This is a genomic window from Pseudomonas sp. Pc102 (genome assembly GCF_018408275.1).
Classification (GTDB): Bacteria; Pseudomonadota; Gammaproteobacteria; order Pseudomonadales; family Pseudomonadaceae; genus Metapseudomonas; species Metapseudomonas tohonis.
On record NZ_AP021905.1, the window covers coordinates 5,418,612 to 5,431,579 of the forward strand.

The following is a 12,968-nucleotide window of genomic DNA, read 5'->3' on the forward strand; positions in this document are numbered from 1 at the left end:
AAGCGGATTGTATACAAATCCCAGGATTATCGAAGGCCTTTCGCCGGGCGGATCGCTCCGCCCGGCGGCCGTTCGTCACATGTGGGTTTCGGCGTATTCCGCCAGCACCGAGCGGGGCACGCCCTGCAGGGTGATGTGCACGCCATGGGGGAAGTCCTTGAAGCGCTCGGTGAGGTAGGTCAGGCCGGAGCTGGGTGCGGACAGGTAGGGGGTGTCGATCTGCGCCAGGTTGCCCAGGCAGATCACCTTCGAGCCGGTGCCGGCACGGGTGATGATGGTCTTCATCTGGTGCGGCGTGAGGTTCTGGCACTCGTCGATCAGGATCAGGCTCTGCTGGAAGCTGCGCCCGCGTATGTAGTTGAGGGATTTGAACTGCAGCGGCACCTTGCTGAGGATGTAGTCGACGCTGCCGTGGGTGCTCTCGTCGTCCATGTGCAGGGCTTCGAGGTTGTCGGTGATGGCGCCCAGCCAGGGCTCCATCTTCTCGGCCTCGGTGCCGGGCAGGAAGCCGATCTCCTGGTCCAGCCCCTGCACGCTGCGGGTGGCGATGATGCGCCGGTAGCGCTTGCTGACCATGGTCTGCTCGATGGCCGCCGCCAGCGCCAGGATGGTCTTGCCGGAACCCGCCGCGCCCGAGAGGTTGACCAGGTGGATGTCCGGGTCGAGCAAGGCGAACAGCGCCAGGGCCTGGTAGATGTCACGCGGGCGCAGGCCCCAGGCTTCCTGGTGCAGCAAGGGTTCCTGGTGCAGGTCGAGGATCAGCAGCTCATCGGCCTTGATGCCCTTGATCCAGCCGACGAAACCCTGCTCGTCGACGATGAACTCGTTGACGTGGACCGCCGGCAGGTTGTCGGTGAGTTGCACGCGATGCCAGGTGCGGCCGTGGTCCTGGCGGGTCTCCACCTTGCTCACGCGGTCCCAGAAGGAGCCCGGCATGGTGTGGTAGCCACGGGAGAGCAGTGAGACATCATCGACCAGTTGGTCGGTGTGGTAATCCTCCGAATCGATGCCACAGGCACGCGCCTTCAGGCGCATGTTGATGTCCTTGGTCACCAGCACCACGGCCATGCCCGGGCGGCGTGTCTTCAATTCCACCAGTTGGTTGATGATCTTGTTGTCGTTCAGGTCTTCGGGCAGCCAGGTGATGGGGGCTGCGCTCTTGCTCATGAGTATCGAGAGGAAGCCGCAGGGGCCGCTCTTTTCCCGCTGGATAGGTACGCCGTGCTCCACCTGCTCGGGCGTCGCTCCGCCCAGGATCTTGTCGATCAGCCGGATGGCCTGGCGGCATTCGGCGGCTACGCCTTGCTTGCCCGTCTTCAGCTTGTCGAGTTCCTCCAGCACGGTCATGGGGATGGCCACGTGGTGTTCTTCGAAGTTCAGGAGGGCGTTGGGATCGTGGATCAGAACGTTGGTATCGAGGGCGTAGAGGGTTGGAGCGGTGGGGCGGGCGCGTCCGTGATCATCCATACTCGGTCACCTTCTTGTCGGTCCGGGCGACGGAATGCCATGACGGCTCTCCGCCGAGGAAGGACCACCGTCCCCATCTGGCCGGGTCATGCCGGTCGCCAAGGGAGCCCGAGAAGCAGAGGTGAGGGCCTGGGGCCGCCACCTGTCTTCAGGATTCGGCGGTCTGGTTCGTTAATAACCCAATACGGATGACAGAAAAAAGTACTTTTTCACCGCCGGCCGCTTTTTTTTCCAGGCGACGAAAAACCCTTGGCGCCATCCCTGGCCGTCGCTAAAGTCGAAAGTCCTGTCACCGCTCTTCCCGCGTTCCGACCGCCCCGGTCACCCTTCCCTACCGATACGCCCGACAATCTTCCCAGGTCAGCCCCGCCGCGCCGGTTTGCGCGTGCAGCCAGGGCACCGCCGTCTGCGCCTTGGCGTGGATGTCGTGGAAGAGGATCACGCCACGCCGCCACAGCAGCATCAGGCTGAGCACGCGCTGGCCGGCCACATCGCCGCTGATGCGGGCGTTCCAGTCCTGGGAATCGATGTTCCACAGCGCCACGCGCAGCCCCTGCCCGGCGAAGAAGGCGCCGCTGTCGGCCTGGCGCTGGCCATAGGGCGGGCGGAACAGTGGAACGGCCTTGTCCGGCAGCGCCTTGCCCAGCAGCGCCTGCACGCGTGTCACCGAGTCCTGCCACTGATCCCAGCTGGCGTGGGACTTGTGCTCCCAACCGTGGGAGGCGACGCACTGGCCGGCATAGAGCGCGTTCAGCGCCTCGGGCGAGGTCTTCTGCAGGCGCGCCTGCAGGCTCTGGCCGAGGACGAAGAAGGTGCCGTTGACGCCGTTCTCCCGCAGCCAGGTGGTGATGCGGTCGCTGTGGCCGCCCACCGGCGCCGGGCCATCGTCGAAGGTCAGCAGGAAGTGCCGGTCCGCCAGCTCCTCGCCGTTGCGCTCCTGCGCGGAGAACAGGCCGATCTCGCTGCTGATCCGGGGGAACAGCGCGGCCAGGCGCATCTCCTCGTCGAGGTAGACCTGGTGGAAGCGGCGACTGGCCTCGGCCCAGGCGAAGAAGGGCGAATCCGGCGCCACATCGAAGTGCTTCGCCTGCTCGCGCAGCGCAGCCTCGTCGCTCGCCGGCGGGCAGAAGGGGCTGGCCGCCGAGCAGCCCTGGCTGGCCAGCCGATAGTTATCCACAAGGCGCGCCCAGAAATGCCTGCGCACCGTATCGATCCCGTCGAGGTTGACCGCCTTCAGGTCCAGGCGCCGCTGCCAGGCGCCGGCATCCAGCGTCTCGCTCTGCAGCAGGGCCTGGGCGAACACCAAGATCTCCGCCCGCGAGGCATCGTCGAAGGCCGCCGGGCTGTCCAGCGCGGCGGGCCAGGTACTGCGGTCGAGGGTGGCGACCGCCCGAGGGCCGGCGGCCTGCGCCACGCCTGCGCCAAGGGCCAGGACGAGCCCCAGGGAAATGACTCTGAACATGAACCTGCACTCCAATGAAAAACGCGCCCCGGAGGGCGCGCTGGTGTCGGGGAAGATCAGTGGCGATCCTGGACCCGCTGGATCGCCTTGTCGTACACCGGGTTGGCCTTCTGCTCCTTGGCCAGGTGGTAATGGCGCAGGGCGTCGTCGAACTGTTCGGCCTCTTCATAGATGCGCGCGATGTTGTAGTAGGAGCTGGCACGCACGGTGGCCGCGCTGGCCCCGCTGGCCAGGGCGATGGCCTTGCGGTTGGCCCAGATGGCCTCGGCGGTGCGGCCGGCCTTCTGGTAGGCCAGGCCCAGGTTGCTATAGGCCTGGCCGAAGTTGGCATTGAGTTCGATGGCCTGGCGATAGAGGTCGATGGCCTGGTCCAGCTTGCCGTCGTGGTAGGCGGCTTCGCCCTGCTTGTTCAGCGCCTTGGCGTCGCCCTGGGCGGCCTGGGTCACGGCCTGGGCGGCCACGTCCTGGCCATTGCCCAGCAGCGGCTCGATGTCGCCGAGCACGTAGTTGGCGTCCTCGGCCTTGCTGCCTTCGAGGGTGTTGATGTCCTGGAAGTCGCCGTTTCCGGACAGGCGGAACACCTTCCACAGGTTGCCGCGCTGGTCCTTCGGCACGTAGTAGGTGCGCACCAGGGACTGGCCGACATAGACGAAGACCTTGGCCTGGCTGGCCGACAGCGCCTTGGACGACGGGTTGTTGATGTTGGTGAAGTCATGCACCGCGTACACATAGCTCTCGCCGAAGCGCTTCTTGTGCAGGGTGATGGTTTCCGGGCCGAAGCTGTCGGTGTCGTCCACGTCCAGGTCGGCGTCGGTGCCTTCCTTGGCGTCGAAATAGATGTGGTTGCCGGGGAAGGCGATGTGCGAATCGAGGTCCGCCGGGGTCTCGCCCCAGCTCAGCACGATGCGCATGCCGTCCAGGTCCTGCATCACCGGGCTCACCGCGTAGGTCATGCCCTTGCACGGGCACTTGGCGACGAGGTTGGAATAGCCGGGCTTCTTGATGATCAGCAGGCTGTCGGCGTCGTCGGCGAAGGCGCTGTCCAGGGTCACCTGGCCCTGCGCGTCGGTCTTGCCGCTGGCGGTCTGCGCGCCGTTCTTCTGCACCAGCACCTCGGCGCCTTCGATCTTCTGGTCCTTGACCACGGCGCTGAGCACTTCGATGGGCAACTGCTCGGCCTGGGCCAGGGCGGCGCTGGAACCCAACAGCAGGGATAGGGCGATACGCGAGAGGGTCTTCACTGCGACCTCCTTGTCAAAGTGGATGAGAGGGGGCCGGCGGAGGCGCCGGGCGTCGCACTATAGCGCAACGCCCCGGGCGCCGGATGTGATGCGTGGCAACCGGGCGAGGGAAATGGCTCGGACAGCGGTGGACCCGAGCCCACCCTGCGGCAGAGCCGCATAGCGATGCCGCCTATCCCTATGGAAAGCCTGCGCGCAGCGAGACACCGGCCCTCGCGGGACGCACTGAAAGCGTCAATCGTCCCCATAGGTGGAGCCCACCGCCGCAAATCCCTAGAATCGCCGCATTCCCGTAGGAGACGATTCGATGCTGCTGGTGATTTCCCCCGCCAAGACCCTGGACTACGAAACCCCGCCGGTGACCCCGCGCCACACCCTGCCCCAGCACCTGGACCACGCCCAGGAACTGATCCAGCAACTGCGCACCCTGGCCCCGAGCGATATCGCCGAGCTCATGCACCTGTCCGACAAGCTCGCCGGCCTCAACGCCGCGCGCTATGGCAGCTGGCACCCGGCGTTCACCCCCGAGAACGCCAAGCAGGCGCTGCTGGCCTTCAAGGGCGACGTCTATACCGGGCTCGACGCCGAGAGCTTCGCCGAGGCGGACTTCGACTTCGCCCAGCGCCACCTGCGCATGCTCTCCGGCCTCTACGGTCTGCTGCGCCCACTGGACCTGATGCAGCCCTACCGCCTGGAGATGGGCACCAAGCTGGCCAACGCCCGGGGCAAGGACCTCTACGCCTTCTGGGGCGATCGCATCAGCACCTGGCTCAACCAGGCACTGGCCGAACAGGGCGACGACATCCTGCTCAACCTCGCCTCCAACGAATACTTCAGCTCGGTGAAGCGCAAGGCCCTCGATGCCCGCATCATCGACACCGAATTCAAGGACCTGAAGAACGGCCAGTACAAGATCATCAGCTTCTACGCCAAGAAGGCCCGCGGCCTCATGGCCCGCTACGTGATCAAGGAACGCCTGACCGACCCGCAAGGCCTGAAGGACTTCGACTACCAGGGCTATCGATACAGCGCCGAAGCCTCCTCGCCGGACAAGCTGGTATTCCTCCGCGACACCCCGCAGGACTGATTTCCCCGCCTCGTTTACCACCACAACCTGCCATTGGTTGGGCGGCTCCGCTGCGAGTCGTCCAATCGGCGAAGTTTCCTCCTCCCGCCACTTCTGCGCGCCGGCCCGGTGCCATCACCTTTGATCGCCGCTGGAACTAACGTACCGCCTGCCTCACAACGGGCCAGGGAACTTCCGCGCCGTTGTGTAAACAGCGCGCAGGCTCTAGCACGGGCGATAGCGAACTACCGCTGCACTTCCACCCATTAAATACAGGGAACTTTTTCGGCGCGTTGAAACACCCGAAGTTTGCCATCAAGGTGCAATTACAAATGCCCGTAGTCGATGAATTGCAACAAATCAAATTGATGACGAACGGTAGGAACTATCCGAAAACCCGAACACTCATAACCCCGACGCTTAATTCTTCACGCAATATTTCAGCGTGATTCCAAACTGCCCCCATGTATCGGAATGCTCCGAGGGGGAAGTTGTGCGCCAGAAACGAAACAGGCGAACTAAGAGGAGAAGTTGGACACAGGATCGACTGACAAGAACCAGGGACAAGAGCCAGTAAGGTAATCAGTCCAGGAAACCTTGGAGCCAGCGAATTCACAGGCTCCGCTTCAGGTACCCGCAGTTTCGGTGCCAGGTGTTTGTCATGCCTGCACGCAGCTGAAAGTTACGAATTGAATGTAACGGCTGCAAAACGGAAGTGGCGATTATGCCACCAATTAACAGCGTGCTAAATGGATGAGGTGAATGCGATGCGTATCAGCATCTTTGGTTTGGGCTATGTCGGTGCAGTATGTGCCGGTTGCCTGTCGGCTCGTGGTCATGAAGTTGTCGGTGTAGACGTCTCCACCACCAAGATCGACCTGATCAACAACGGGAAGTCCCCCATCGTCGAACCCGGACTCGAAGAGCTCCTGCAGCAAGGCCGCAAGACCGGCCGCCTGCGCGGCACCACCGATGTCGCCGCCGCGGTCCGCGACACCGAAGTCTCCTTCATCTGCGTCGGCACCCCGAGCAAGAAGAACGGCGACCTGGAACTGGACTACATCGAAGGCGTCTGCCGCGAGATCGGTTTCGCCCTGCGCGACAAGTCCGAGCGCCACACCGTCGTCGTCCGCAGCACCGTGCTGCCGGGCACCGTGATGAACGTGGTCATCCCGATCATCGAGGACTGCTCCGGCAAGAAGGCCGGCGAAGACTTCGGCGTCGCGGTGAACCCCGAGTTCCTGCGCGAAAGCACCGCGATCAAGGACTACGACTTCCCGCCCATGACCGTCATCGGCGAACTGGACAAGGCCTCCGGCGACCTGCTGGAAACCCTGTACCGCGAACTCGACGCACCGATCATCCGCAAGGAAGTCCAGGTCGCCGAGATGATCAAGTACACCTGCAACGTCTGGCACGCCGCCAAGGTCACCTTCGCCAACGAGATCGGCAACATCGCCAAGGCGGTGGGTGTCGACGGCCGCGAAGTGATGGACGTGATCTGCCAGGACCACAAGCTCAACCTCTCCAAGTACTACATGCGCCCCGGCTTCGCCTTCGGCGGCTCCTGCCTGCCCAAGGACGTGCGCGCCCTGAACTACCGCGCCAGCTCCCTGGACGTCGAGGCCCCGCTGATCGGCTCGCTGATGCGCAGCAATGCCTACCAGGTGCAGAAGGCCTTCGACATCATCGCCGCCCAGGACAAGCGCAAGGTCGCCCTGCTCGGCCTGTCCTTCAAGGCCGGCACCGACGACCTGCGCGAGAGCCCCCTGGTCGAACTGGCCGAGATGCTCATCGGCAAGGGCTTTGACCTGCGCATCTACGACCGCAACGTCGAGTACGCACGCGTGCACGGCGCCAACAAGGACTACATCGAATCGAAGATTCCCCATGTGTCCTCCCTGCTCGACAGCGACTTCGACGGCGTGGTCGGCGATGCCGACGTCATCGTCCTCGGCAACCGCGACGAGCTCTTCGCTCCGCTGGCGCAACGGGCGCCCGAAGGCAAGCGCGTGATCGACCTGGTGGGCTTCATGCCCAAGGCGACCAACGCACAGGCCGAAGGCATCTGCTGGTAATCCCGGACACCAGCTTCTAAGCGCAACGCAAGTGATGAACCTCGGGTCGGCGAACAACAAGAAGCCGCGCCCACGCCCGGGGTTTGTCCGGCGCCAACGACGGAATGGATAAACGTATGGACAAGCTCAAGCTAAGCCTCAACGAGGCGGCGGGTTGGCTTTTCTACCTGACGGGCCTGGGGCTGCTCGCACTGGCCCTGCCCAAGTCGGTCTTCGACCCCGACTCCAAGCATTTCCTGCTGCTGATCGGCCTGGTCGGCATCTGGCGCTACTCCATGGGCGGCCTGCATTTCATCCGCGGCATGCTGTTCCTCTATGTGGTCTACCCGCACTACCGGCGCAAGGTCCGCAAGCTGGGCGAAGCGGCGGACCCGTCCCACGTGTTCCTGCTGGTGACGAGCTTTCGCATCGACGCGCTGACCACCGCCATGGTCTACCGCTCGGTGATCCAGGAAGCGATCGACTGCGGCTACCCCACCACCGTGGTGTGCTCGATCGTCGAGCTGTCCGATGAACTCCTGGTCAAGGGCCTGTGGGCGAAGATGAACCCGCCCCAGCACGTCACCCTCGACTTCGTGCGCATCCCCGGCACCGGCAAGCGCGATGGCCTGGCCTATGGCTTCCGTGCCATCTCCCGGCGCCTGCCGGACGAGAACGCCGTGGTCGCCGTGGTCGACGGCGACACCGTGCTCGCCGAAGGCGTGGTGAAGAAGACCGTGCCCTGGTTCAAGCTCTTCCCCAATGTCGGCGGCCTCACCACCAACGAGTTCTGCGAGGTGCGTGGCAGCTACATCATGTCCGAGTGGCACAAGCTGCGCTTCGCCCAGCGCCACATCAACATGTGCTCCATGGCGCTCTCCAAGCGGGTGCTGACCATGACCGGGCGCATGTCGGTGTTCCGCGCCAAGGTCGTGACCGACCCGGACTTCATCGCCGACGTGGAAAGCGACCACCTGGACCACTGGCGCCTCGGCCGCTTCCAGTTCCTCACCGGTGACGACAAGTCCAGCTGGTACAGCCTGATGCGCCTGGGCTACGACACCTTCTACGTGCCGGACGCGGCGATCAACACCGTCGAGCACCCGCCGGAGAAGAGCTTCATCAAGGCCAGCCGCAAGCTGATGTTCCGCTGGTACGGCAACAACCTGCGGCAGAACTCCCGGGCCCTGCGCCTGGGGCCGAGCCGCCTGGGCTGGTTTACCACCCTGGTGCTCAGCGACCAGCGCGTATCGATGTGGACCTGCCTGCTGGGCCTGGCCGTCGCCATCATCGCCAGCATCAAGTACAGCATCGCCTACCTGCTCGTGTACCTGCTGTGGATCGGTCTCACCCGCTTCATCCTCACCCTGCTGCTGAGCGTTTCAGGGCACCACATAGGGCCGGCCTACCCGCTGATCCTCTATTACAACCAGATCGTCGGCGCCCTGGTGAAGATCTACGTCTTCTTCCGCCTGGACCAGCAGTCCTGGACGCGCCAGAACACCAAGCTCAACCGTGATCTCGCCAGCTTCACGCGCTGGTTCAACACCTGGTCCTCACGCGCCATGACCTTCACCGCAACCAGCGTATTCGTCGCCACGCTGATGGCGTTCGTGTGACAGAACTTGAATAGGAAATCCAAGCCATGAATACAGCCGTCAACGTCAATGTGGTGCACGAATCCGAAGCCCAGCGCCAGCACGCCCGGGTCAAGATACCGGCCAAGATCCGCTACCTGGCCAACAACGAACGGGTCGAGCACCGCCTGCTCGACCTCTCCGCCGGTGGCTTCTCCTTCCAGACCGGGCCCAAGCACCGCGCCCAGGTCGGCGACTACCACCAGGGCCGCATGCTGTTCCAGCTGGACAGCCTGACCCTGGGCCTGGACGTCGAATTCCAGGTGCGCACCGTGGACCTGGACAGCGGCCGCGCCGGCTGCCAGTTCCACAGCCTCAAGCCGCGCGACATCGCCACCCTGCGCTACCTGATCAGCGCCCACCTGTCCGGTGAGGTGATCAGCGCCGGCGACATGCTCAACACCCTGCAGCGCGAGAACTTCACCAAGCCGCGCAAGAACGGTGGCAACGGTGGCGGCATGGGCGTGTTCGGCCGCCTCAAGGCGGTGACCTTCAGCGCCGGCCTGTTCATCGTCGGCCTGGCCGCCTTCGGCTTCATCTTCAAGTCCCTGTACGGCCTGTACTTCGTGACCCACGCCGAGTCCGGCATGGTCGCCGTGCCCAGCATGCAGGTCACCATGCCCCGCGAAGGCACCGTGCAGAGCCTGATCGGCGGCGAAGGCACCACCGTGGACAAGGGCGCCCCCATCGCCTCCTTCTCCGCCACCATGCTGGAGATGCTCAAGGGCCACCTGACCGACGACCAGCTCACCCCGGCCAACGTCGAGGAACTGTTCGGCAAGCAGATGAAAGGCACCCTGACCAGCCCCTGCAACTGCAAGGTGGCGCGCCAGCTGGTCGCCGACGGCCAGTTCGCCGGCAAGGGCGACGTCATCTTCGAACTGGTGCCCCAGGACTTCGAAGCCACCGTCAGCGCCCGCTTCCCCTACCGCAACTTCGCCCAGGCCAAGCCCGGCGCCAGCGTCACCTTCCAGGTGGCCGGCGAAGACAGCCCGCGCCACGGCAAGATCATCAGCAGCAGCCTGATCGACAGCGGCCTGTCCTCCGACATCCGCGTGGTGATCCAGCCCGACCAGACCCTGGACAGCAAGCTCGCCGGCCAGCCGGTGGAAGTCAGCATCGATCGTGGCCCGTCCTTCGACTGGATGATCGACCGCGCCCTGGCGGCCGGTTTCTGAGGAGGGACCCGCAGTGGCGACATTCCCATCCCGTTACCTGATGCTCGGCGCCGCGGTCGCGCTGGCCGGCTGTGCCGGCCTGCCCGACCAACGCCTGGCCAACGAAGCGCTCAAGCGTGGCGACACCGCCACCGCCGAGCGCAACTACCGCCAGCTGGCGGACCTGGGCTACGTCAGTGCCCAGGTCGGCCTCGCCGACCTGCAGGTCAACAGCGGTGACCCGGAGCAGATGCGCCAGGCCGAGCAGATCTACCGCCAGGCCATGGACGAGTCCCCGCGCGCCAAGGCCCGCCTCGGCAAGCTGCTGGCGCGCAAGCCCGACGCCACCCCGGCCGAGCGCCAGGAAGCGGCCAAGCTGCTGGATGAAGCCTTCAAGGCCGGCGAGCCTAGCAGCCTGCTGCCCCTGGTGATGCTCTACCTGACCTTCCCGCAGGACTTCCCCGGCGTGAACGTGCAGCAGCGCATCGCCCAGTGGCGCGCCGACGGCCAGCCCGAAGCCGAGCTGGCGCAGATCCTCTTCTATCGGAGCCAGGGCACCTACGACCAGCACCTGGGCGAGATCGAGGACATCTGCAAGCGCACCCTGGCCCAGGCCGACGTCTGCTACGTCGAGCTCGCCACCGTGTACCAGAAGCAGGGCAACGCCGAGGAACAGAAGGCCCTGGTCGCCCAGCTGATGAACGGCTACCACGCAGGCGTCATTCCCGCCCAGCGCGTGGACTCGGTGGCCCAGGTGCTGGCCGACGCCGAGCTCGGCGGCAAGCCCGACGAAGGCAAGGCCCAGGAAATGCTCGAAGAGATCGCCCCGGCCTACCCCGCCGCCTGGGTCAGCCTCGCCAAGCTGCTCTACGAGTACCCGGGCCTGGGCGACATCGACAAGATGATGGAGTACCTCGACCACGGCCGCGAAGCCGCACTGCCGCGCGCCGAGCTGCTGCTGGGCCGCCTCTACTACGAAGGCAAGCTGCTGCCGCAGGACCCGCGCAAGGCCGAGGAACACCTGATGAAGGCCGCGCCCACCGAGCCGGCCGCCAACTACCTGCTGGGGCAGATCTACGTCCGCGGCTACCTCGGCGACATCTACCCGGACAAGGCGCTGGACTACCTGCTGAGCGCCGCGCGCAGCGGCCAGATCAACGCCGACTTCGCCCTCGGCCAGATGTTCGCCCAGGGCAAGGGCATCCAGCCCAACCTGGTCAACGCCTACGTCTTCAGCCAGCTCGCGCTGCCCAAGAACACACCCCAGGCCACCGAACTGGCCCAGGCGGTGGAACAACAACTGCAGCCTGCGGAACGCGCCCGGGCCGAGCAGCTGCTGCGCGAGGAGCGTCAGCTCCGCGGCGCGGCCCTGCAGGACGCCGCCCAGATGCAAGCCATGCAGACCCCTTGAAGGAACCGCTATGAAATTCAATCTCTGGACGAACGCCAGCCTGGGCCTGGGCATCACGCTGATCACCGCGAGCAGCGCCTTCGCCGTGCAGATGAGTGACAAGAACTTCGGCCTCGACATCAAGATCACCGCGCAGTCCGAAGACGACCGCGACCTCGGCACCCAGAAGGGCGGCGACGTCAACGGCATCGGTCTCGACCTGCGTCCCTGGGTCTACGGCCAGCGCGGCGAGTGGAGCGCCTTCGCCATGGGCCAGGCGGTGACCGCGACCGACATCGTCGAGACCGACACTATCGAATCCAGCGACATCGACAGCGAATCCAGCCAGAACAGCGACGGCCGCGAACCCGACAAGAGCTACCTCGCCCTGCGCGAATTCTGGGTCGACTACGCCGGCCTCACCGCCTACCCGGGCGAGCACCTGCGCTTCGGCCGCCAGCGCGTGCGCAGCGAAGAAGGCACCTGGTGGGACACCAACATCGAGGCCCTGCGCTGGACCTTCGACACCACCCTGCTGACCGCCAACGTCGGCGTCGCCGAGCGCTTCAGCGAGTACCGCACCGACATCGACGAACTGGCCCCCGAGGACAAGGACCGCCAGCACTTCTTCGGCGACGTCGCCACCCAGTGGATGCCCAACCACTGGGTCGGCCTCAAGCTCCACCACAGCCGTGACAACGGCAGCCTGCCCGACAACGGCGAAGTGGTGGACCCGCTGGACAAGCGCTACACCGGCGACCTCACCTGGCTCGGCATCAATGCCGACAACGGCTTCTTCGACCGCCGCTCGCCCGAGACCCTCAACTACTGGGCCCAGGCCACCTGGCTCACCGGCGACATCGACGAACTGAACCAGACCGTGGTCGGCAACGACCGACTCGCCAACGGCTCGCGCAACGTCGACGTCGACGCCTGGGCGCTGGACCTCGGCCTGCGCTGGAACATCAACGACCAGTGGAAGGTCGGCGGTGCCTACGCCCGTGGCAGCGGCGGTGGCGACGACGACAGCTCCGAGCAGTTCCGCCAGACCGGCATGGAGAGCAACCGCTCCAACTTCACCGGCACCAACTCGCGCATGCACCGCTTCGGCGAAGCCTTCCGCGGCGAGCTGAGCAACCTCCAGGTGGGCACCGCCTTCGCCTCCTGGCAGCTGCGCGAAGACTACGACGCCAGTGTCGTCTACCACCGCTTCTGGCGTGTCGACGACAACCAGGACGTCGGCCAGGCCGGGATCATCGCCCCCCTGGAGGACGGCGAGAAGGACGTCGGCCAGGAGCTCGACTTCGTCGTCACCAAGTACTTCAAGCAGGGCCTGCTGCCGGCCTCGATGGCCGAGCACATGGACGACGCCTCCGCGCTGGTGCGTTTCCGTGGTGGCGTGTTCAAGCCGGGCGATGCCTATGGCAGCGGCACCGACTCGCTGATGCATCGCGCCTTCGTCGACTTCATCTGGCGCTTCTGAGGCCGCCA

At 65.2% G+C, this 12,968-nt stretch carries 9 protein-coding genes; 6 read left to right on the forward strand and 3 right to left on the reverse strand.

The window, feature by feature from the left end:
* Positions 1-75: 75 nt before the first annotated feature.
* From PHLH3_RS24780 to PHLH3_RS24790, 3 genes are all read right to left on the reverse strand, one after another.
* Positions 76-1,467: a PhoH family protein gene (locus PHLH3_RS24780; protein ID WP_213626162.1), complete on the reverse strand. Its 1,392-nt coding sequence runs from the start codon at positions 1,465-1,467 to the stop codon at positions 76-78.
* A 331-nt stretch (positions 1,468-1,798) separates the two neighbouring features.
* Positions 1,799-2,929 (reverse strand): polysaccharide deacetylase family protein, encoded by a 1,131-nt coding sequence (locus PHLH3_RS24785; protein WP_213626163.1) that lies wholly within the window; start codon positions 2,927-2,929, stop codon positions 1,799-1,801.
* Between the two features lie 56 nt (positions 2,930-2,985).
* Positions 2,986-4,152 carry a tetratricopeptide repeat protein gene (locus PHLH3_RS24790; protein WP_244863097.1) on the reverse strand — a complete coding sequence of 389 codons (1,167 nt, stop codon included), beginning with the start codon at positions 4,150-4,152 and terminating at the stop codon, positions 2,986-2,988.
* 325 nt (positions 4,153-4,477) lie between these two features.
* Between PHLH3_RS24790 and yaaA the strand changes: the two genes are divergently transcribed.
* From yaaA to PHLH3_RS24820, 6 genes are all read left to right on the forward strand, one after another.
* On the forward strand, positions 4,478-5,257 hold the full coding sequence (yaaA, locus tag PHLH3_RS24795) for a peroxide stress protein YaaA (protein ID WP_173172778.1): 780 nt from the start codon (positions 4,478-4,480) through the stop codon (positions 5,255-5,257).
* 746 nt (positions 5,258-6,003) lie between these two features.
* Positions 6,004-7,314 (forward strand): GDP-mannose 6-dehydrogenase, encoded by a 1,311-nt coding sequence (gene algD / locus PHLH3_RS24800; protein ID WP_213626165.1) that lies wholly within the window; start codon positions 6,004-6,006, stop codon positions 7,312-7,314.
* 116 nt (positions 7,315-7,430) lie between these two features.
* Positions 7,431-8,912, forward strand: coding sequence for a mannuronan synthase (gene alg8 / locus PHLH3_RS24805; protein ID WP_213626166.1), 1,482 nt, complete (start codon positions 7,431-7,433; stop codon positions 8,910-8,912).
* Between the two features lie 26 nt (positions 8,913-8,938).
* Positions 8,939-10,108, forward strand: coding sequence for an alginate biosynthesis protein Alg44 (locus tag PHLH3_RS24810; RefSeq protein WP_111260088.1), 1,170 nt, complete (start codon positions 8,939-8,941; stop codon positions 10,106-10,108).
* 40 nt (positions 10,109-10,148) lie between these two features.
* Complete coding sequence (gene algK / locus PHLH3_RS24815; protein ID WP_213630673.1) at positions 10,149-11,498, forward strand: alginate biosynthesis TPR repeat lipoprotein AlgK; 1,350 nt, start codon at positions 10,149-10,151, stop codon at positions 11,496-11,498.
* 10 nt (positions 11,499-11,508) lie between these two features.
* Positions 11,509-12,960 carry an alginate export family protein gene (locus PHLH3_RS24820; RefSeq protein WP_213626167.1) on the forward strand — a complete coding sequence of 484 codons (1,452 nt, stop codon included), beginning with the start codon at positions 11,509-11,511 and terminating at the stop codon, positions 12,958-12,960.
* The last annotated feature ends 8 nt before the right edge of the window (positions 12,961-12,968 follow it).

What these genes read in the sequence shown, in the direction of transcription:
- PHLH3_RS24780 (WP_213626162.1), bottom strand. Translation starts at nt 1,467, where the DNA reads ATGGATGATCACGGACGCGCCCGCCCCACCGCTCCAACCCTCTACGCC.
- PHLH3_RS24785 (WP_213626163.1), bottom strand. Translation starts at nt 2,929, where the DNA reads ATGTTCAGAGTCATTTCCCTGGGGCTCGTCCTGGCCCTTGGCGCAGGC.
- algK (WP_213630673.1), top strand. Translation starts at nt 10,149, where the DNA reads ATGCTCGGCGCCGCGGTCGCGCTGGCCGGCTGTGCCGGCCTGCCCGAC.
- alg8 (WP_213626166.1), top strand. Translation starts at nt 7,431, where the DNA reads ATGGACAAGCTCAAGCTAAGCCTCAACGAGGCGGCGGGTTGGCTTTTC.
- PHLH3_RS24810 (WP_111260088.1), top strand. Translation starts at nt 8,939, where the DNA reads ATGAATACAGCCGTCAACGTCAATGTGGTGCACGAATCCGAAGCCCAG.
- algD (WP_213626165.1), top strand. Translation starts at nt 6,004, where the DNA reads ATGCGTATCAGCATCTTTGGTTTGGGCTATGTCGGTGCAGTATGTGCC.
- yaaA (WP_173172778.1), top strand. Translation starts at nt 4,478, where the DNA reads ATGCTGCTGGTGATTTCCCCCGCCAAGACCCTGGACTACGAAACCCCG.
- PHLH3_RS24820 (WP_213626167.1), top strand. Translation starts at nt 11,509, where the DNA reads ATGAAATTCAATCTCTGGACGAACGCCAGCCTGGGCCTGGGCATCACG.